Origin of the sequence: Rhodothermus marinus (assembly GCF_009936275.1) — a bacterium.
Lineage (GTDB): Bacteria > Bacteroidota > Rhodothermia > Rhodothermales > Rhodothermaceae > Rhodothermus > Rhodothermus marinus_A.
In genome coordinates this window covers 71616-93250 of record NZ_AP019797.1, presented here as the reverse complement: position 1 = coordinate 93250, position 21635 = coordinate 71616, and the positions used below count along the sequence as shown (strand labels likewise).

At 64.0% G+C, this 21635-nt stretch carries 14 protein-coding genes and 1 riboswitch; of the genes, 6 read left to right on the top strand and 8 right to left on the bottom strand.

What is annotated here, in order from left to right; translation table 11 throughout:
- Positions 1-129 precede the first annotated feature (129 nt).
- Complete coding sequence (locus GYH26_RS00430; protein ID WP_161540035.1) at positions 130-2460, bottom strand: S8 family serine peptidase; 2331 nt, start codon at positions 2458-2460, stop codon at positions 130-132.
- 19 nt (positions 2461-2479) lie between these two features.
- Positions 2480-3538: a TolB family protein gene (locus GYH26_RS00425; protein ID WP_161540034.1), complete on the bottom strand. Its 1059-nt coding sequence runs from the start codon at positions 3536-3538 to the stop codon at positions 2480-2482.
- 283 nt (positions 3539-3821) lie between these two features.
- Between GYH26_RS00425 and GYH26_RS00420 the strand changes: the two genes are divergently transcribed.
- Positions 3822-6269 (top strand): glycosyl hydrolase family 95 catalytic domain-containing protein, encoded by a 2448-nt coding sequence (locus tag GYH26_RS00420; RefSeq protein WP_161540033.1) that lies wholly within the window; start codon positions 3822-3824, stop codon positions 6267-6269.
- 80 nt (positions 6270-6349) lie between these two features.
- Here GYH26_RS00420 and GYH26_RS00415 read toward each other — a convergent pair whose 3' ends face one another.
- Complete coding sequence (locus GYH26_RS00415) at positions 6350-6667, bottom strand: DNA-directed RNA polymerase subunit omega (RefSeq protein WP_012842604.1); 318 nt, start codon at positions 6665-6667, stop codon at positions 6350-6352.
- Positions 6668-6747: 80 nt separating this feature from the next.
- A complete protein-coding gene (locus GYH26_RS00410; RefSeq protein WP_014065819.1) occupies positions 6748-7341 on the bottom strand; it encodes a MarC family protein in 594 nt (197 codons plus the stop codon).
- Positions 7342-7509: 168 nt separating this feature from the next.
- On the opposite strand from GYH26_RS00410, the gene uvrA reads away from it, so the two are divergent.
- Positions 7510-10458: an excinuclease ABC subunit UvrA gene (uvrA, locus tag GYH26_RS00405; protein WP_161540032.1), complete on the top strand. Its 2949-nt coding sequence runs from the start codon at positions 7510-7512 to the stop codon at positions 10456-10458.
- A 7-nt stretch (positions 10459-10465) separates the two neighbouring features.
- On the opposite strand, the gene GYH26_RS00400 is transcribed toward uvrA, so the two are convergent.
- The 3 genes from GYH26_RS00400 to GYH26_RS00395 all read right to left on the bottom strand — a co-directional run bounded on the left by GYH26_RS00400 (position 10466) and on the right by GYH26_RS00395 (position 12332).
- Positions 10466-11482 carry a hypothetical protein gene (locus GYH26_RS00400; protein WP_242006501.1) on the bottom strand — a complete coding sequence of 339 codons (1017 nt, stop codon included), beginning with the start codon at positions 11480-11482 and terminating at the stop codon, positions 10466-10468.
- A 166-nt stretch (positions 11483-11648) separates the two neighbouring features.
- Positions 11649-11777 (bottom strand): hypothetical protein, encoded by a 129-nt coding sequence (locus GYH26_RS15315; protein WP_262886184.1) that lies wholly within the window; start codon positions 11775-11777, stop codon positions 11649-11651.
- A 45-nt stretch (positions 11778-11822) separates the two neighbouring features.
- A complete protein-coding gene (locus GYH26_RS00395) occupies positions 11823-12332 on the bottom strand; it encodes a hypothetical protein (protein ID WP_161540031.1) in 510 nt (169 codons plus the stop codon).
- 318 nt (positions 12333-12650) lie between these two features.
- Positions 12651-12756: riboswitch (TPP riboswitch) on the top strand.
- 83 nt (positions 12757-12839) lie between these two features.
- Between GYH26_RS00395 and thiC the strand changes: the two genes are divergently transcribed.
- From thiC to GYH26_RS00375, 4 genes are all read left to right on the top strand, one after another.
- Positions 12840-14723 (top strand): phosphomethylpyrimidine synthase ThiC, encoded by a 1884-nt coding sequence (gene thiC, locus GYH26_RS00390; RefSeq protein WP_161540030.1) that lies wholly within the window; start codon positions 12840-12842, stop codon positions 14721-14723.
- Between the two features lie 82 nt (positions 14724-14805).
- Positions 14806-15057: a 50S ribosomal protein L31 gene (rpmE, locus tag GYH26_RS00385; RefSeq protein ID WP_014065812.1), complete on the top strand. Its 252-nt coding sequence runs from the start codon at positions 14806-14808 to the stop codon at positions 15055-15057.
- Positions 15058-15174: 117 nt separating this feature from the next.
- Positions 15175-17688, top strand: a complete 2514-nt coding sequence (locus GYH26_RS00380) for a glycoside hydrolase family 9 protein (RefSeq protein WP_161540029.1) — start codon at positions 15175-15177, stop codon at positions 17686-17688.
- 1 nt (position 17689) lies between these two features.
- Positions 17690-19030, top strand: a complete 1341-nt coding sequence (locus tag GYH26_RS00375) for a thymidine phosphorylase (protein WP_014065810.1) — start codon at positions 17690-17692, stop codon at positions 19028-19030.
- Positions 19031-19033: 3 nt separating this feature from the next.
- On the opposite strand, the gene GYH26_RS00370 is transcribed toward GYH26_RS00375, so the two are convergent.
- Positions 19034-21538 (bottom strand): M14 family metallopeptidase, encoded by a 2505-nt coding sequence (locus GYH26_RS00370; protein ID WP_161540028.1) that lies wholly within the window; start codon positions 21536-21538, stop codon positions 19034-19036.
- Between the last annotated feature and the right edge of the window lie 97 nt (positions 21539-21635).

Sequence of the window (21635 nt, the reverse complement as noted above, 5' to 3'; positions counted from 1 at the left end):
TTCTATCGAACGCCTACAGGAGCTGGTCATGCCCGCCTTTTCGCTGAAAGCCGCCAAACTGGATTGCGCGAAAGCCCATACCCCGCGAAATTTTTTGAGCTGTAACCAGCCTGTTTACGCCAGGGCTACCTAACGTCGCACAAGGGTACCGGTGTGTACCCAGTTTCCAGCTTCCAAACGATACAAGTACATACCAGGCGGCCAGTTCTCCCCCCATACGCGTATCCGATGGCGTCCAGCCTCATAAAACTGATCTATCGGGCGCACGATCTCTCGCCCCAAGACATCAAATATTATCAGTTGTACTTGCGTCGCCTCCGGCAAATCTAACTCCAAGATAGCTGTGGTTGAAAAAGGATTTGGTCCTATTACACGCAGGGCAAAAGTTTCTGGTACCCATCGTACCAGCTGTAGCGAATCAGAGAGCGCCTCCAGTGAATAGGGGGTAAACGGTGCACCATAAGTAGACACCTGGTTTGACGGAGCTGACTCACCAGCTACATTATAGGCGGTTACCTGATAGGTATAATAATCCTGATAAGTGCCTTGAATAACTCCCGAATCTATCCATGAGGTGCCAGTGGTCGTAGCTATACGTTGGAAATTCTGGCATGTCCAGTTATTGGCACAGCGACGGTAAAGGTAGTAGCCCTCGGCTCCTGGGCTAGCGTTCCATTCCAGACGTGGCATGGCGCCAACGGCCCCTCGATTCGTAATACGCAGGTTTGCCGGAGCCGGCGGTGGAGATACTGAGCTCAAGCGGCCTACTGCTGTGTAAGCGATCTGAAATTGCTCTGGTCGTTTAGGAATATAATTGGTCACTGTACATTCACGTCCCAGTGCATCATAGAAGCGCACATACCAGTATCTCCCTTTAATTACAAATCCGTTTCTATCTACAGAAATTACAGTCAAATCCTTCCAGAACGGATCATAGGTTGCTATATATTCCGCAAAAGGAGGAACTCCACCATCAGCAAGTTTAAATCTTGTATCGACGCCATCACTATCCGCCCATCTTACCCACACCTGAGGAGACGCCTCAAAAGGACGAGGAAACTCTACCCGCGCAGTAAACTCATATCGTTTGCCGTAGGCATAAAATGCATAGGGACAATAAGAACGCGGAAAATATTGTAAGGGAAAATCCTTTAGATAAATCCATTCTTGACCACCTGGTGGCATCGGCGCATTTGTAATCACACGATCCACCCGTTTTTTGATTCGTTGAATATCGTTGTTCACTACAAACTCCAGCGCTGCTCGCGCATCAATTACACCATATCCCATGTGTTCGTTGGGAACAGGCTGGTTATAACCATTTGCTGTGCGACGAAGGATCTGTTCCACATCTTCTCCGGAAAGCTCCGGCCGCACCGCTTTGATAAGAGCCGAAACTCCAGCCGCAATTGAAGCAGCTGCTGCCGTACTGGTGAAGGAAAAATTGTATATCTGATCCCCTTGTCCTGAAGGCCCGATCACTGGACCAGCAAATGCAGCTACATCCACATAATTGGCTGGCCGAGTATATGCCCAGGGTACTACTCTTCTGATGGGATCGCGAGTTACACCTCCCACCGTGACAGCGTATTTTTCAAACTGTCCTGGCTGAAACTCCGTAGGCAACAGGTTCTCATCTTCTAAATCTCCAGCGGGAGCAATGACAATCCCACCCGCCTGCACGGCTCGCCCGATGCTCTCCCGAAAGAGCTTAAAAGGATCCGGCGGGCTGTAGCAACTCCCCAGAATCCAAGAAAAAGGTTCCGCATCGCTACAATAAGACTGCAAAACTTTCTTAGCAGCTTCAAGTATTTTTTTCCCAATGTCTTCCAGTTTAATCGGCCTGGGCATATTCAGATACTCCCAAGTCTGAGGAGGCTCAGGTAATGGATAATCTTCCGCTTTACCGCTGGGAAGTCCGAAGCTGAACAGATGAATATGCACCCCGTTGTTTCTGCCCTGCTCCAACATTTCACTGGCCTTGCGCAGATCCAGATAATAGGTGGCATTTGCTCCACCGGGCAAGCGTATGGTAAAGCGTCCGTCCAAGAGGTCGTCAGCTCGAGGTGGCCGTAGCAAACTGTAAAACTGCAGCCGCGTGTTCCAGTCGATTCCGGCAATGCCTTTGCCATTGTTCGTGTTAGCCCCAATGATCCCCGCCATCTCCGTGGCAACATCCAACTCCGGGTGTTCGTTTATCCCAACGGGCGCCAGCACCCGCCCCTGAAGATCTTCATGCGAGGTTCGCAACCCAACAAACGAGTAAATGCCTATTCGCGTCGAACTACTACCACGGCTGATTTGCCAGGCCTGATCGATTCGGTGAATCTCTGAGAGATATGGCCGTTGTTGGGGAAATAGAGGGTCGTTGGGAATGATCTGCGCTCGCCCTTCTTGCAGGCCAATAATCATCAGAAGCGTTAAAGTCATGGCCTGCCCCAGGTTGTAGCCTCGGTACATGACATCTTCTGTTTTGCTTTTACGGGAGTTTTCCACAGAGCATGCACTGGGCAAGCAACGTGTCCAGCGCAGGAAACGCCGGCACCGAGTCCGGCAACATCGGCCAGAGCGGCTCCTCACGGTCCTCGTCCAACCAGTACACGAAGGGCACATTCCGGGCCCCCGGACCCGCCTCCACATCCCGCAAAAACAACACGGCCCGCCCATCATAGCTCCAGCGCGGGTTGTGGCCGCCCCGCTCGGTCAATTGTCGCAGGATGCGCCCCTTTCCGTCCATCAGAAAAAGCTGTGGCACACCCTCCACGCGCCGCTCCAGCACGATCAGGTCTTCCACCGGGCTGGGCGTCGCTTCAAACCGAAAAGCTTCCTCCGGACCAAAATCCGTCAACACCGTCAACGCGCCTGTGGCAAATTCATATCGCACGGCGTTCTCCCGGTAAACCCTCCCCTGCGGCTGCGGCATAATCCCCACCGCAAAACGATCCCGCCCGCCTAATTGAGCCCCTACCATCGACTTAACCAGGGGGCCTTCCACCTGTCGGTGTACGAGGTTTAAGACGTAGATGCCTGTCTCGTAAAGCTGGCCGTATGCCTTTCCGATAACAGAAACCAGCAGTCGTTGGCCGTCCTGGAACCAGTGCGGAAACGAGGCGGTCGGATGCGACAGCAGCAACGTATCGGCTCCCGTCCAGACCACCACCTGGCCACTTTCCAGATCCAGCGTCACCACATGAACATCACAGCAAAGCCCTGGCTCGTAAGTCAATGCGAGCCGTTTACCATCCGGCGACCAGTCGGCACTACCGATGCTGGGTCCCAGAAAACGCATCTGCTGACCATCGCGATGGACCAGCCAGAGTTGATTGGGCGGATCGAGCCGTTCCGGCGTATAGGCCCGGATCAGCGCCACCCATTCGCCGTCCGGAGATAAACGTAGATTGTACAGGTTCTCGGTACCGGGCAGAGGATCGCCCCCGTAATCAAAACGCGTCTTTTTTTCCGGCTCGAAAAGCGAGCAGGCGGCCAGTAACAGCCCCGCCATCCAGAGACTTGACCAGTTCCAACGCAGCTTTCTCATATGTCGTCGCGGGGACTTGCAGGCGGCATAATCAGAACAACTTACACCTTAACTCTAAAAAAAATTCTTCTAAGTCAAGCCCCAAACGGACCGAAAACTTCGTCCTTAGGTTCAACCGGGCAAACCACGGCGTGCCAAAACCGCTGATTGGCACCTCGTCTATGACACGATCCTTTCGCCCATGGTGCGCATGAACTCTGGGAGATCCGATGGCGCTGAACTCCTCAATAGGGTCTTCAGGATCAGAGACTGTCTTACAGAACACAGCTTCTCTTTGATGGCTATGGATCGCCGCGATTTTCTGAAAGGCATGGGGCTGGCGCTGGTGGCCGGGCCCTACTGGCTGCGCCGGGCGCTGGTGCAGCCGTCGGCCTTGAGTTCGCCCTTCGTCGAAGCCCGGATCCCCGAGCGAGGCATGTACAGCCTGCAACCGGCCGCCCGCTGGGAAGAAGCGCTCGTGGCCGGCAACGGCACGCTGGGCATCCTGGTCTACGGCGATCCGTTGAACGAGCGGATCATCTTCAACCACGAGCTGCTCTACGAACCGCTGCGCGACGAGCGTGTGCCCCCGCCCAATCTGGCGCCCTACCTGCCCCGCATTCGCGCCCTCATGCTCGAAGGCCGTTACCGCGAGGCCGTGGCCTACTCGCTCGAAATGGCCCGTCGCGAGGGCTGGCCGGGATTGCTCTGGACCGATCCCTACCATCCGGCCTTCGCGCTCGTGCTGGAAATGCCGACGGAGACGCCCACCGAGTACCTGCGCCACACGGCCTTCGACACCGGCGAGATCGGCGTCTTCTGGCGTACGGCGACCGACACCTACACGCGGCGGGCCTTCGTCTCGCGCACCGATGGCGTCGTCGTGCTGGAGCTATCGGCCGAGGCCGGACCGCTTCCGGACCTGACCCTGCACCTGGAGGTGCAGGACGTGCGCCCACCCGAGCAGCGCGAGGGCTATCACCCGCCCGAGATCACGGCTGCGCCCGGCTGGCTGCGCTACCGCTGCGCCTACGTGCACACGCGCCGCGGCTACGAGGGGCTCGTGCGCGTGGAGGCCGAAGGGGGCACGCAGACCGTTCGCGACGGCCGCCTGCACGTCCGGGGTGCCCGGCGCGTGCTACTGCTGGTCCGCGTGTGGCCGCTCGACGACGTGGCCGCCTCGCGCCTGGCGGAAGAACAGGCGGCGCTGGCCGCCCTTCCGGCCGACTACGACCTGCTGTTTGCGCCCCATGCCGCGGCGCACGGCGCGCTGTTTCGCCGCATGACGCTGGACCTCGAAGCCGGCGACGATCGCCGGAAAAGCAGCGAAACGCTCCTGGCCGAGCAGCGTGCGCGCGAGACCATCCTGCCGGCCCTGCTCGAAAAACTCTTCGACATGGGCCGCTATGTGCTGATCAGCTCCTGCGGCCACTGGCCACCCAACCTGGTGGCGCTCTGGACGGGCGAATGGCGGCCGCCCTGGTCCGGCGACTTCACGCTCGACGCCAACCTGAACCTGCAGATGGCGGCCGCCAGCATTGGCGCCGTGCCTGAGGCCGTCGCCAGCCTGACCCGCCTCCTCGAGGGATTGCTCGACGACTGGCGCGACAACGCCCGTCGCCTCTACGGCTGCGAGGGCGTGCTCTCGGGCTCCCGCACCGACGGCCGCTGCGGCTGGCACACCCATTTCAACGCCGACTACCCGCTGCATTTCTGGACGGCCGGCGCCGGCTGGCTCGCCCAGCCCCTGTACGAGTACGCGGAGGTCTACGGCGACGAAGCCTTTGTCCGTGAGCACCTGATTCCCTATCTCAAAGAAGTCGTCCGTTTCTACGAGACCTTCCTGACCGTCACCGACGCCGAAGGGCACGTCGTCTTCGTCCCTTCCTACTCGCCCGAAAACCGTCCGGGTAACCTCGACACGCCGGGGAGTATCAACGCAACGATGGACATCGCCGTCTGCCGCGAGGTGCTCTCGACGCTGATCGCGCTGTGCGAAGCGCGGGGACTCGAAGCCGACAGCCTGCCGCGCTGGAAGGCGCTGCTGGACCGACTGCCGCCCTACCTGATCAACGAAGACGGCGCGCTCAAAGAGTGGGCGCATCCCGACCTGGCCGACAACTACAACCACCGGCACCTGTCGCACCTGTACCCGGTCTGGCCCGGCCACGAGATCACGCCCGAGGCGACGCCCGAACTATTCGAAGCGGCCCGCAGGGCGGCCTACCTGCGCGGGCACGAAAACGACTCGGCCCACGGCCTGGTGCATCTGGCCCTGATCGGGGCCCGTCTCAAAGACCCCGACCTGGCCTACCGGAGCCTGCGCGACCTGATCCGCAACGGCTACCTGCTGCCCAGTCTGTTTTCGCTGCACTATCCGGGCAACGTTTACAACGCGGACCTGATCAACAGCCTGCCCGCCATCGTCATCGAAATGCTGCTCTACAGCCGTCCGGGCCTGCTGGAGCTGCTGCCCGCCGTGGACGAGCGGCTGCCCCGCGGCACGCTGCACGGCGCCCGGGCTCGCGGACGGCTGCGGGTGGAGCGGCTACGCTGGGATCTGCCCGCCCGGCACGTCGAACTGGCGCTCGTGTCCGACACCGACCGGACGCTCACGCTGCGCGTGCGCCGGGGCATCGCCGAGCTGCAGGCGACCGAAGGGCCGACGCCGGAGCGGACGTCCGCGACCGATGCCACGCTGCAACTCGCCGCCCGAACGCCCGCCACGCTGCAGATCCGTCTGGCCGGCTGAAAAACAGCAGGCGGCCCCCACGAAAACAAAAAACGGGCACCCGTAAGAGGGTGCCCGCCCTGTGGCCGACGGTGAAGGCGTCAACGAAGCTCTTCCTCTTCCTCGGAACGTTCCTTCGAGGCGTCGCGGTAGTAGATCTCGTCCCGCAGGAACTCCTCCACGGCGATCTCCGTGGGCTCGGGCTTCAGTTCGTACTCGATGGAAATGCGCCGCTGCTCTTCCTGATGGCGCGGATCGTCTTCCAGTCCCAGTCCTTCGAAGTAGGAGAGCTTTTCGTCGAGCTCCTGCTTCATCTGGGTGGCAATCTGACGGGCACGCTTCGAAAGGATGGCCACCGTCTCGTACAGGTTGCCCGTCTTGGCGGCCAGTGCGTCGATGTCGAGGGTTTTGAGGGCCATAGCTGAACAGGTTGTCAGATTCGCGCGGTCCCTTGCTCACGCAAAATGTCGTAAATGCCGGCCTTTACGGAAGGTTCCGTTCAGCCGGCGAGCATACCGGCCACTCCGGCGCGGATCATCGCCACGGCGATGGCGGCCAGAAACAGGCTGGCGACCTTCGCGATGGCGCGCACGGCCACCGGCCCCAGCTTTCGGATCACCCACGGCCCTGCGGCAAAGGCCACCGTCACCAGCAGCAGGTTGGCCACCAGCGACACGAGCGTGGGCAGGTAGCCGTAGGTCTGCTGCGCCACCAGGATCGTCGTGATGGCGGCCGGCCCGATGATCAGCGGAATGCCCAGCGGCACCACGCCCACGTCGGCGGCGTCGGCCCCGTCGCGCGGATCGCGCCGCCGGTAGTCGGCAAACACCAGGTCCGTGATACTGAGCACGAGCAGGATCAGGCCGCCGCCCACCCGGAGATCGTTCAGCGTGATCCCGAGCGTCTCGAAGATGAGCTGCCCGGCAAACAGAATGAGCACGGCCACCACGAAGGCCGTCGCCACAGCCCGCACGAGCAACCGGCGCCGATCGGCCGCCGAAAGGCCTTCGGTCATCGAGATGAAAAACGGCAGAATGCCGGGCAGATTGATCGCCACGAACAGCGGCAGAAACGTTTCTAAATAGGCGTTCACGTTCAGGCGCGGTTGATGGATCGGCAGCGATCAAAGCGCGGCGATCCGCTTCGTTCCACCCGCGCTGCAACGCTTTTGCGAAAAAACAGCCGGAACGAAGCCCGGCGGCCGCTGTTGGAACACGCTTGAACCTTTTCGTCGAACCGAGTGGTCGGGCCCGGCAGCGGTATGCAGGACGGCATTGTCATCCGAGGCGCACGCGAGCACAACCTCAAAAACATCGACCTGGACATCCCCCGGGAGCGCCTGGTGGTGATCACCGGCCTTTCGGGCTCGGGCAAGTCGAGCCTGGCCTTCGACACGATCTACGCCGAAGGCCAGCGGCGCTATCTGGAGAGCCTTTCGGCCTACGCCCGCCAGTTCCTGGGCATGCTCGAGCGGCCCGACGTGGACTTCATCGACGGACTGTCGCCCGTCATCGCCATCGAGCAGAAGACGGTCAGCCAGAACCCGCGCTCGACGGTCGGCACCGTCACCGAGGTGTACGACTTTCTGCGGCTGCTCTATGCCCGCGTCGCCACGGCCTACTCGCACATCTCGGGCAAGCCCATGCGCCGCCAGACCGACGACGAGATCATCAACCACATCCTGAGCTTTCCGGAAGGCACCCGGCTGTTGATCCTGGCGCCGGTGGTGCGTGGCCGCAAAGGGCACTACCGGGAGCTGTTCGAGCAGATCGCCCGCCAGGGCTTCGAGCGCGTGCGCGTCGACGGCGAACTGCGCGAAATCACGCCGGGCATGAAGCTCGACCGCTACAAGACGCACGACATCGAAGTCGTCGTCGATCGGATCGTGGTGCGGCCCGACATCCGGCCGCGCGTGCACGACTCGGTCCAGATCGCCCTCGGCATGGGCGGCGGCGTGCTCATCGCCCACGTGCTCAACCCCGACGGCTCGGGCACCGACCACGTCTTCAGCCGCCACCTCTACTGCCCCGAAGACGGCGTCTCGTACGACGATCCCTCACCGAATACGTTCTCGTTCAACTCGCCCTACGGCGCCTGTCCGGCCTGCAACGGTCTGGGCACCCGGCTGGAGATCGACCCCGAGCTGGTCATCCCCGACCCGTCGAAGTCGATCAACGAAGGCGGACTGGCCCCGCTGGGCAAGCCGCGTGACGGGTGGATCTTCAGCCAGCTCCGCGCCGTGGCCGCCGCCTACGGGTTCGACTTCGACACGCCGCTGGGTGCGCTCACCGAGGAGCAGCGGCGCGTGCTGCTGGAAGGCGCCGGCGACCGGGAGTTCGAGATCGAATACCAGTTCAAGGGCCGCACCCTGCGTTATCGCCACCGCTTCGGCGGGCTGTTCGAGTATCTGCACCACCTGCGCGAACATGCCGGTTCGGTCTCCCAGCGCCGCTGGGCCGAGTCGTTCATGCGCGAGATGACCTGCCGCGCCTGCGGCGGCGCCCGCCTGAAGCCCGAAAGCCTGGCCTTCCGCATTGGCGGCAAGAACATCGCCGAGCTGGCGCACATGGATCTGGTCTCGCTGCGGCGCTTTCTGTCGGAGCTGCAGTTCGAGGGCCAGAAGGCGCTCATCGCCCGCCCCATTCTCAAAGAGATTCTGGAACGGCTCGGCTTTCTAATCGAAGTCGGCGTGGGCTATCTGACGCTGGACCGTCCGGCCCGCACGCTTTCGGGCGGCGAGAGCCAGCGCATCCGGCTGGCCGCCCAGCTCGGCTCGCAACTGACCGGCGTCCTTTACGTACTCGACGAACCCTCGATCGGCCTGCATCCGCGCGACCATCACCGGCTCATCGACGCGCTCAAATTGCTGCGCGACCTGGGCAACTCGATCCTTGTCGTCGAGCACGACCGCGAGATGATCGAGGCGGCCGACTACGTGATCGACCTGGGACCGGGCGCGGGCGAACACGGCGGCCACGTGGTGGCCGAGGGACCGCCCGACCGCCTGGCGGTGCGCGACGGGCACGTCAGCCTGACGGCCGCCTACCTGCAGGGTGAACGCTACATCCCGGTACCCCGCGAGCGGCGCACCGGCAACGGCCACCGGCTCGTGCTCTACGGTGCCCGCGGCCACAACCTGAAGGGCGATCCGCTCGTGCTGCCGCTGGGCACGTTCATCTGCGTGACGGGCGTTTCGGGCTCGGGCAAGTCGAGCCTGATCAACCAGACGCTCTACCCGATCCTGGCCCGCCACTTTCACAACGCCCGCCTGGTGCCGCTTTCCTACGAGCGCATCGAAGGGCTCGAGCATCTGGACAAGGTGATCGACATCGACCAGAAGCCCATCGGCCGCACGCCCCGCTCGAACCCCGCCACCTACACGGGCCTGTTCAGCCACATCCGCGACCTGTTCGCCCGGCTTCCCGAAGCCCAGCTCCGCGGCTACAAACCCGGCCGGTTCTCCTTCAACGTAAAGGGCGGCCGCTGCGAGACCTGCAAGGGCGCCGGCGTGGTGAAGCTGGAGATGAACTTCCTGCCGGACGTGCACGTGACCTGCGAGACCTGCAAGGGCCGCCGCTACAACGCCGAAACGCTGGAGGTTCGCTACCGGGGCAAGAGCATCGCCGACGTGCTGGAGATGACCGTGGACGAGGCGCTGGCGTTCTTCGAGAACATGCCGCGCATCGCCCGTAAGCTGCGCACGCTGCAGGCCGTCGGGCTCGGCTACATCCGGCTGGGCCAGCCCGCCACCACGCTGTCGGGCGGTGAGGCCCAGCGCATCAAGCTGGCCCGCGAGCTGTCACGCCCCGGCACCGGAAACACGCTCTACATCCTGGACGAGCCGACCACCGGCCTGCACTTCGAGGACATCCGGCACCTGCTGGCCGTGCTCCGGGCACTCGTACGCAAGGGCAACACGGTGCTGGTGATCGAGCACAACCTCGACGTGATCAAGGTGGCCGACCACGTGATCGAACTGGGACCCGAAGGCGGTGATGCCGGCGGCCACATCCTGTTTGCGGGCACGCCCGAGGAGCTGGCGGCGCAGGACACGCACACCGGCCGCTTCCTGCGCAAAGAGCTGGCCCGTGCGGCCGCGCTCGCCGACGGCGCCGACGAAGAGCTCATCGACCTCGACCAGCTCGCCACCGACGAAGAAACGCCCGAAGAAGAAATCGAAGACGAATTGCTCGACGAAGAGGAAGGCTGAACACTCCTCACCGCCGCACCTCCACACGAAAGCGCCCGATCAGCCGCCGGTCCGGCTCGTCCGACAATCGGATGTAGAGATGAAAAGCCTCGTCTCGGCCCAGCACCAATCCTGGCATATCCAGGGGTTGCTGCCATCGTCCGGAAATCGAAGCAAGCACGCCATAGGGCATCACTTTGCGATCGTCCCAGCCCTGCAACTCAAAATAAAGCGGCTTCAAGTTGAAAAAGTGTGCTAAAACCAGGGTGTCTGCTACAAAAAACACACGTTTCATAAAAGAGCTTTGCAACATCAACTCGTTGAAACGCGCTCGGTCATTCACGGCCAGTTCGGCACGCATATCCTCCGGAGGATCACGCCATGCAGGATGCCGGAGCACAATGCGCCGAACCAGACGCCCCTCCCGTTCCCCGAGAAAATACAGCTGCAACTCCGAGGACAGCTCATAGACCGCTGCGGCCAGCCGCGCTTCGGGTAATACATCCGTGGCGGCGCGACGCGGCACGTAGTTTCCCTCCTGATAAAGTTGGGGGTACACTCCGAAGCGGTAAACAACCTGATTCAGCCCCGTGTCGACTACCGAAAACGCCCGCGTCTCTTCACAGGCCGGCTCCAGCCACGACGAACAGGGCTCACTCATCGCCACAGAAGGCACGACAAGATGCCCCTCGTCCAGAGAACGAAAGCCGGCATTGAGCCCGTAGCCTTCCGGCAACTGAGGACGATCGATAAAACGCCCCGTCTTCGTGAAGCGGCTGACCCGACTGTATTCCTGTTGGACATAAACCAATTCACCATGTACGAGCACCTGAACGGCGCGGTAGAGCGTCCCTGGCGCTTCGGTTCCTGGCCGACCGATCACCTGAACGGGTCGTCCCAAGCTGTCGTAGACCACCACCCTCCGTAGCCGGAGATCTGGCACATACAGCCGAAATGGCTGCAATTCCACCTCAACCCACAGAAATTCCCCCAGAAAGAGCGTATCGGGCTCCTGCAGGTGGATCGTATCGACCGGCACGAGCATGGCCCGAACCTCGGCGGGCTTTTCTGCACCGCACCCGCATAAAAAGGCCCCGGCAACCACAACCCACAGCCACCGGAGCCCCTTGTTAACAACTCCCCACGCCATCACTGCGGTGTAATGATAATCTCACAGAAGCAGTTGAGGGGAGGGATATCACAGATCTCTTCTACTGGATATTGTAACAGATTTGAAGATCTGCCTTTGCCGGTCGGGCTTCATTGATCCACGGCATCAGGCTCAGGCCCAGCGCCAGCACCAGAAACAACGTCGCCAGCCGATCCTTCCAGCGTCTCATAGCTCACCTCCTTTTGTTTTTGTGAAACATACGCCCTCTATCCGATCACCGGTGATCGCCCAGCAACAACAGCCGCACCGACGAAGCATCCCCCACCGTGCGCAACACCTCCGGACCCAGCTCGCCCACCACCCGACCCTCCCGCCGCACCAGCGCCCGCGGCAACGCCGCCTCCCCGAAATGCCGCCCGTACCAGCCCAGCGAATCCCACCACACCCCGAACGGAAACCCCATCACCGCTGCATAGCGCCGCGCCAGCTCCCGGCCCCGATCCTCCAGAATCCCCACCACCCGAAAACCCAGTGCATGGGCCCCTTCGACCCAGGCCCGGGCCGTACGCGCCACGGTCTGGCCGCATTCGTTCGGGCTGAAAAACAGCAGCACCTCGCCCGCTGCGTCCGTCGGCTCGGAGTTCTCGGCCGGGGTCCAGACCGGTACGAGGGCCTCGGAGGGGAAGGGCACCTCGGGCACGCTTCGGTGCAGTCGCCAGGCGTGCAGGCCCCAGCTCAGCGCCAGGAGCAGCAGGCCCAGGCCGATTTTCTGCACCGCCGACATGGCCCGAAGTGTCCGGGTTGGTGAAAAGTCCTTGCTTTTGAGAAGCTGCCGTTAAGTTACACACACACACAATCTGTCAAGAGGAAAAGCGCCTGTAAAATTGTAACTTTTAACAGGTTAAACAATAATCGGCACAACAGAAATCTCGGCACGTGTCGAAGGTCAGCCGGCCCTGCCCCGGCCGAAGCGTAAGGCCGCACGTTTGACGAACGGGATTGGCCACGGCGCATCACTTATCGCCCGGTCCGAAATCGCGTCCCTGCAAACCCGATCTCCTGCCGACGACGGGAACGGTTTGTTTTCCGCGACGTTGGCCAGTGCAGACCGTGGGGGTGCTCTGTCCCCGCAAGGGACAGGGCTGAGAGCATACCCTTCGAACCTGATCCGGGTAATGCCGGCGCAGGGAAACGGTCACCGATCGCACATGCTGCCGTTGGTGCCTTTCTCTGCGTGCCCCCGGGTTTTGACCGTCGGTAAACCGTCACCCAAAAACCCAGGGAGGGCACGATGATTCCCAAGCCACCTGCTGCGATTCGGCGCGTGTACGTGCAGGGCAACCGCTATCCGGAGCTGCGCGTCCCGTTCAAGGAGGTTCAGCTTTCGCCCACGCGCCTGCCGGACGGAAGCCTGGAGCCCAACGATCCGGTTCTGCTCTACGACACGCGCGGACCGTGGGGCGACCCCGACTTTCACGGCGACATTCGCCAGGGTCTGCCGCCGCTGCGGCGTCCCTGGATCGAGGCCCGCGGCGACGTGGAGGAATACGACGGACGGCCGGTGCAGCCCATCGACGACGGCTATCGGAACGAGGAAGAGCGTCGGCGGGCCGAGCAGCGCGGCAAGCTGCATCGCTGGCCCGGTCCGCGACGGCGTCCGCTGCGCGGCAAAAACGGCGCGGCCGTCACGCAGATGTACTATGCCCGCCAGGGCATCATCACGCCCGAGATGGAGTTCGTCGCCATCCGTGAAAACCAGCGGCGCGAGCGGCTCATCGAACTCCAGAAGGAGCCGGGCGACCGCTGGTCGCTTGCCTTCCAGCATCCGGGCCAACCCTGGGGCGCTCAGATTCCGCCCGTCATCACGCCCGAATTCGTGCGCGACGAGGTGGCCCGCGGCCGCGCCATCATCCCGTGCAACGTCAACCATCCGGAGTGCGAGCCGATGATCATCGGCCGCAACTTCCTGGTCAAGATCAACGCGAACATCGGCACCTCGGCCGTCTCCAGCTCCATCGACGAAGAAGTCGAAAAGCTGCTGTGGGCCATCTACTGGGGCGCCGACACGGTGATGGACCTCTCGACGGGCAAAAACATCCACGAAACGCGCGAGTGGATCATCCGCAACAGTCCGGTGCCCATCGGGACGGTGCCCATCTACCAGGCGCTCGAAAAGGTGGGCGGCAAGCCCGAAGAGCTGACCTGGGAGATCTTCCGCGACACGCTCATCGAGCAGTGCGAGCAGGGCGTCGATTACATGACGATTCATGCGGGCGTCCGGCTCGCCTACATCCCGCTGACGGCCAACCGGCGCACGGGCATCGTCTCGCGCGGCGGCTCGATCATCGCCAAGTGGTGCCTGGCCCACCACAGGGAAAACTTCCTCTACACGCACTTTGAGGAAATCTGCGAGATTCTGCGCCAGTACGACGTGTCGATCAGTCTGGGCGACGGGCTGCGGCCTGGCTCCATTCAGGACGCCAACGACGAGGCGCAGTTTGCCGAACTCAAGACGCTCGGCGAGCTGACCCGGATCGCCTGGAAGTACGACGTGCAGGTGATGATCGAAGGCCCCGGCCACATCCCCATGCACCTGATCAAGGAGAACGTGGACCGGGAGCTGGAAGACTGCTACGAGGCGCCGTTCTACACGCTCGGGCCGCTGGTGACCGACATCGCCCCGGCCTACGACCACATCACGTCGGCCATCGGCGCGGCGATGATCGGCTGGTACGGCGCGGCCATGCTCTGCTACGTCACGCCCAAGGAGCACCTGGGCCTGCCCAACAAGAACGACGTGCGCGAGGGCGTGATCGCCTACAAGATCGCCGCGCACGCGGCCGACCTGGCCAAGGGGCACCCCGGCGCCCAGTACTGGGACAACGCGCTCTCGAAGGCTCGCTTCGAATTCCGCTGGGAGGATCAGTTCAACCTGTCGCTCGATCCGGAGCGGGCCCGCGAGTACCACGACGAGACGCTTCCGGCCGAAGGGGCCAAGCTGGCGCACTTCTGCTCGATGTGCGGGCCGAAGTTCTGCTCCATGAAAATCACCGAGGAAATCCGGGCGATGGCCGCCGAGAAAGGCGTCGATGCCCGTCAGGTGATCGAAGAAGGGCTGGAGGAAAAGGCCCGCGAGTTCCGCGCAAAAGGCGCCGAAATCTACACGGCCCCCTGAAGTCGGAACCGGGACGTTTCGTCGGCCGTTGCACGAACTTCCGGTTCGGAAAGATTAAAGTCAAACCGCGGACGGGGTTGTCATGAAAAAGGGGCTGCATCCGGAATACAACCTGATCACCGTGCGGCTGGCCGACGGCACCGAGTTTCAGATTCGTTCGACGATGAAGGGGCCCGTCTACGTCTCCGACGTGGACGCGACGAACCACCCGTTCTACACGGGCGTGCGCCAGTTCGTCGACCGCGCCGGCCGCGTCGAGAAGTTCATGCGCCGCTACGGTAAGGTGACCTCCCAGGGCCACCAGAAGCCGGAAGCCGAAGAGGAAGGCAAGTAAGCCGCGCATCCCGTTGCAAAAAGCGGCCTGCCAAAAGGTGGGCCGCTTTTTTTGTTGCGTTTTGCCGGCCTCTGTCGCATCTTGCGCCATAATCTGTTTGCCAACTGCATTTTCCCCATGCGTCGGTATCTGTTGCTGCTGAGCTGGCTGCTGGTCCGGCCCGGCTTCGGTCAGTCGGAAGGCTTCGTGCTGAACGAGCGCGAGTACTTCGAGCGAGAAGGCGTCAGTGTCATGGTCTTTCAGGATTTTTATCCGGAAGGCCACCAGAGCGGCGTGACGCTCATTCAGCACGGCGAGCGCGTGGCGGCCAACGGCGACGTGCGTCTTGAGGCGACGCCGGGCCAGTGGCAACCCGTCCCGCGCCTGCTCCGGCGTGAGGTGCATCCGGAGCGCAACGAGGTCGTGGCCTACCTGGCCTATCCTGACCCTGAGCGCGATCGCAAAGGCTTCAATCCGATCTTCTACCCGGACCTGCATCTGACCTACCGGGTGCGCGTGCGCGGCGAGGCCGACGGCGTGCGCATCATCGTGGACCTGGACGAACCGCTCCCGGAAGCATGGGCGGGCAGGGTTGGCTTCAACCTGGAGTTGTTTCCCGGGGCGCTTTTCGGCAAAAGCTGGTACATGGACGACGCGGCGGGCATCTTTCCACGCCAGCCGAACGGACCGGTCCGGGTCAATGACGCGGGCGAGGTGGAGGCCGTCCCGCTGGCCACAGGCCGCCGCCTGCTGGTGGCGCCGGAGTCGGACGCACTGCGGCTGGAGATCGAAAGCCTGCGGGGCGAGCTGGTGCTGTACGACGGCCGCGTTCAACACGACAACGGCTGGTTCGTGGTGCGCACGACCATCCCGGCCGGGGTAACCACGAACGCCCTCGAGTGGGTGGTACGGCCGCACGTGATTCCGGGCTGGCGCTACGGCCCGGTCCTGCAGGTCTCCCAGGTGGGGTACCATCCGCGTCAGCCCAAGGTGGCCGTGCTGGAACTGGACGCACGCGACGACCTGCAGGGCACCGTCTATCTGCTGCGCCTTGGCAATGACGGCGCGACCGACACGGTGCTGGCCGGACCGCCTGTGCCCTGGAACGGCCGCTTCCTGCGTTACCGCTATGCGCACTTCGACTTCAGCCACGTTACCCGGCCGGGCCTGTACGTGCTGACCTTCCGGGACGTACGCTCGCATCCGTTCCGGATCGCTCCCGACGTGTACCAGCGCCACGTCTGGCAACCCACGCTGGAGTTCTTCCTGCCCGTGCAGATGTGCCACATGCGCGTGGAGCAGCAGTACCGGGTCTGGCACGGCGCCTGCCACCTGGACGACGCCCGCATGGCTCCACCCGACACGAACCATATCGACGGCTACGTGCAGGGCCCGGAGCTGCGCGCGCCCTATGCGCCCGGCGAACACGTGCCCGGGCTGAACGTGGGCGGCTGGCACGACGCCGGCGACAACGACCTGCGCATCGAGTCGCAGGCCGACGAGGTCTTCATCCTGGCCACGATGTACGAACTGTTCGATGTGCTGAAAACCTACGACAACACGACGATCAACCAGCGGCGACGCCTGACCCAGATCCACCAGCCTGACGGACGGCCGGACGTGCTCCAGCAGATCGAGCACGGCGTGCTGAGCATTCTGGGAGGCTACCGGGCGCTGGGGCGGCTCTACCGGGGGATCATCGCCCCCACGCTCAAGCAGTACGTGCTCATCGGCGATCCGGCCAACAGTACGGATAACCGCGTCTACGATCCGTCCGTCCCGCCCGAAACCCTTTCGGCGCTGCGCGTGGACGCCCGCGATCCCCGCTGGGTGGTCACGACGGCCGACGACCGCTGGGTCTTCACCGAAAGCAACCCGGCCCACGAGTACAAGGGCATTGCCGCGCTGGCCGCGGCCGGACGCGTCCTGCGCTCCTACAATCCGGAGCTGGCCCGCGCCTGCGTGGAAGCGGCCGAGGCGCTCTGGCAACAGGAACGCGACACGTCGCGGGGCTTCAACGAGCGCGTGGTGGCCGCCGTCGAGCTTTTCCGCACCACCGGCCGCGATCTCTACCGCCGGACGCTGCTGAACGACCGCAACCGAATCGTGGCCCGTATCGGAAGTGTCGGCTGGGCGGTCGGCGCGATCCTTCCGACCCTCGGCGATTCGGCCTTTGCCGAGGCGGTGCGGGCCGCCGTGGCGCGCTACATGGATGACGTACACCGGCTTCAGCAGGAAAACCCTTACGGGGTGCCCTACCGACCGCGCATCTGGGGAGCCGGCTGGGACATCCAGCGCTTCGGCGTCCGCCAGTACCTGCTGCACCGCGCCTTCCCGGACCTGGTCCCGCCCGACTACGTCTTCAACGCGCTCAACTTCGTGCTGGGTGTACATCCGGGCCGAAACACGGCCGCGTTCGCCTCGGGCGTCGGCGCCCGTTCGGTCACCGTGGCCTACGGCTTCAACCGTGCCGACTGGACGTACATCCCGGGCGGCGTCGTTTCGGGGACGGCCCTGATTCGCCCCGATTTTCCCGAACTCAAAGAATTCCCCTACCTGTGGCAACAGGCCGAGTACGTGATGGGCGGCGGCGCCACCCACTTCATGTTGCTCGTGCTGGCTGCCGATCAACTGCTGAACGCCACGCACTGACATGCCCGACGTTGTCGAACTGATCATCACGAAGCGCGACGGAGGCCACCTGGCCCCGAACGACCTGCGCTGGCTCGTGCAGGCCTACACGCACGACGAAGTGCCCGACTATCAGATGAGCGCGTTCCTGATGGCCGCCTTCATCCGGGGCCTGAACGAAGCGGAAATGGACGCGCTCACCGACGCCATGCTGCACTCGGGACGCGTGCTGGATCTGTCGGATCTGCCCGGCCGGAAAGTCGACAAGCACTCCACCGGCGGCGTGGGCGACAAGGTCTCGCTGATCCTGGCGCCCCTGGTGGCCGCCTGCGGCGTGCCGGTGCCGATGATCTCAGGCCGCGGTCTGGGCCACACGGGCGGCACGCTCGACAAGCTGGAGTCGATCCCGGGCCTGCGCACCGATCTGTCGATCGAAGCCTTTCGCCGCCAGCTCCGGGAGCTGGGCGTGGTGATGATCGGCCAGACCGACGAGATCGCGCCGGCCGACCGCAAACTCTACGCATTGCGCGACGTGACGGGTACAATCGAGTCGATCCCGCTCATCGCCGCCTCGATCCTGAGCAAGAAACTGGCCGAAGGGGCCGACGCGCTCGTGTTCGACGTCAAGTGCGGCCGCGGCGCCTTCATGCAGCAGGAGGCGGACGCGCGGCGCCTGGCCGAAACGCTCGTGGGCATTGCCACGCGGGCGGGCCGCCCGGCCGTGGCCTGGCTGACCGACATGAACGTACCGCTCGGCCGTGCCGTGGGCAACTGGCCCGAGGTCGTCGAAAGCCTGCGGGCGCTTCGTGGCGATTTTGAAGGAATCGAAGACCTGATCGAAGTCACACTGGCGCTGGCCGGCGAAATGCTCTGGCTGGGCGGCGTCGCCGAAACGCCGGAGGCCGGACGCCGGCTGGCCCGTGCGGCACTGACCGACGGCCGCGCCTTCGAGCGCTTCTGCGCCATGGTACGGGCCCAGGGTGGCGACGTGCGCGTGCTCGAGCGCCCCGAGACCCGCCCCGACGCCGAACCGGCCGGCGAAGTACGCGCCCCCGACGGGATCCGCGGGTACGTGGCCGATCTGGACGCCCGCGCCGTGGGACGCCTGGCCGTGCATCTGGGCGCCGGCCGCCGCGTCAAGGAAGATCCGGTGGATCCCACGGCCGGCCTGGTGCTGCACCGAAAGCCCGGCGACCCCGTGGCCCCCGGCGACGTGCTCGCCACGCTCTACACACACCGCCGCGACCGGCTCGAAGATTTCCAACAGGCGCTGCTGGCCGCCTACCGCTTCGCCGAAACGCCGCCTCCCGCACGCCCGCTGCTACTCGCCCGCTACGCCGAGGGGCGGTGGAGAACCCCCTGAAATTCATTCTCCGAAAAACACGGCGTTCGCGAACAGGAGCTGGCCGGCGTGCCAGAAACCGCGGAAGAGCGGATCGTCCACGAAGAAGACGAGCGTGCCCCGGCCCAGCCGCTGCGTGCCGACCACGAGCGTTTCGCGGAGGCGCTCCACGGTCCGGTAGCCGGCAAAGCCGCTGCGTGGGCGCCCGTCTTCGAGCCAGGCCACGTTCCAGCCGTCTTCCAGCAGCTCGTAGGCCCGCGTGCTGCGCTTCAACGTAAAGTAGCGGGCAAGCCCGAAGGCCAGCGGGTGCGTAGGATCGAGCTGTACGCGATAGACGGCGCCCGGCACCTGATCGCTGATGGCTTCCCGCTCGCGCATCGCGTAGCGACGCGGCCGCGCGGCGGTGTCCTGCTCCGAGTCGTCTCCCTGCCGTCGCTTGAGCGCCACGCCCTGTTGCCCGGCCAGCAGATCGAGCGCTCCTTCCAGCGCGATCAGCCGGGCGCCGCGCCGCACCCCTTCCAGCAGCGATTCGAGCGGCATTTCCCGGGCGTTGTAGAATCCGTGCGGAAGGATCAGCACGTCGCCTTCATCGAGCAGCAGTTCGTCCAGCTCGTCCCGTTCCACCAGCGTGACCGGATAGTGCAGCACCTGATCGAAGAAATGCCAGATTTCGCCCACGGCGTAGGCCGAAGCGGGCGGTCCGGCCAGCAGGTAGACGCGGGGCTTCCGGAGGAAGCGCACGCGCGCGGATCCCAGATCGGGTCCCTCGTCCACAAAGCCCGTCCGGGTCGTGTAGAGCTGCTGGTGCCAGCGGTCGGCCGCCTCGCGCACGATCCGGTCGAAGCGGGTGCCCAGGTGTTCGCTGCCGGCGCGCGTCAGGATCAGCGTGCCGGCCTCGAAGCGCCGGCCGTTCAGCGTCAGCGGGACTTCGGTCACCCGGACCCTCACGCCCCGGCGAAGCACATCGGCCAGGAAACGCGCGGCGTCCAGTCCGCCCCAGCGCACCAGGTAGGCGTAGGGCTGCGCTTCGGAGGGCGGTGTCGGGGTCGGACGCGCCCAGCCCGGGCGGTCCGGCTCCAGGCGTTCGCTCAGCGCATAGGCTTCCAGCTCGAAAGCGTAGGGAAGGGTCCAGCTTGTGATGTCGTAGGTGAGCGAGTCGGGAAGCACCGGGTCCGGGTCGAACAGCACCCGGGCCAGCGTGCCTGCCGGCTGGTAGACGCTCACCACGAGGTCGCCCGGGCGCGCTTCGACGCGCTGCCGGGTGCCCGTCGCGTAATCGAGGCCCTCCACCGTACGCGTGCGCGCGAGCGTGCCGTAGCGGATGCCCTGCCGGTCGAGCAAAGCCGTGAGGGCGGCGAGCCGGTCGGGGTGCGCATCGCCCCGGATCAGAAAGGCGCGGTAGCGTCCGGCCGGTTGCGCCTGCGCTTCGGCGAAGTAGCGGGCGAACCGGTCCAGCAGCGTACGCCGCTGCCGGACGGCCGTCTCGATGGTCGAAAGGCCGGTCGTATAGTGATTGCGGATGCGTTCGGCCAGTGTGAGCGTGTCGCCCTCGGCGGTGCGGATGGCCAGGCCGGCCCGTCCGCCGCCGCCCTGCTCGTAGGTCATGCCGATCGCTCCGTTGAAGGTAGGCCAGGTATCGCCGTAGCCCGGATAGAAGAGATCGAACACTTCACGCGTGAAGTAGAGGCGGCCGTCCGCGTCGAAGTAGCGGGCATGGTTGCGGCCGATCGTGTCCTGCAGCGCCCGTTGCCAGTCCGTGATCAGCGGATGGATGGGCCGGGCGGCCGGGGCGAAGTAATAGGGCTCGTCCACGCCCTGCTCGTGGAAATCGACATGAATCTGGGGCATCCACCGATGATAGACGGCCAGCCGCGCCTGCGTCTCCTGCTGCGTGCCCCAGGCCCAGTCGCGGTTCAGGTCGAAGTAGTAGTGGTTGGTGCGGCCGCCAGGCCAGGGTTCGTGGTGCTCCCGGGCGACCGGATCCGGGTCGGGTCGCACGCCCAGCATGCGATGGTACCACTGCACGTAGCGTTCGCGGCCGTCCGGGTTCAGGCACGGGTCCAGTAGCACGACGGCCTGCTTGAGCCAGGCATCCGTGCGCTGGCTGTCGGGATGTGCCAGCGCATAGAGCGTCAGCAGGGCCGCCTCGGTGCTGACAGCCTCGTTGCCATGTACGTTGTAACTGAGCCAGACGAACACCGGTCCGTCGGGGTCCGGCGTGCCGGACAGGCGACCGGCCCGACGAAGATTATCCTCCCGAAGCGCCTCGATACGCGCCAGGTTTTCCGGCGACGAGATGATGGCCAATAGCAGCGGCCGGCCCTCGTAGGTCTCCCCGTACTGCACAAGCTGCACACGCGGCGAGGTGCGCGCCACGTATTCGAAATAATCTACCACCCGGTGGTGCGGGGTAAAACGCGCGCCCGGCGGGTAGCCCAGAAACTCCTCGGGCGACTGCAACGGCTGGGCGGCCAGTGCGGGTGCCAGCCCCAGCGCAACAAGCAAGCAGGCACGTCGAATCTTCTGCATACGGCGTCGTACTTCGTGTATTCGTCCGGGCAAGGTAATAACCGGCAACGATCGGTGCAATGTGCTCGCCGCAGGCAAAGCGACGGGCTACGTCATT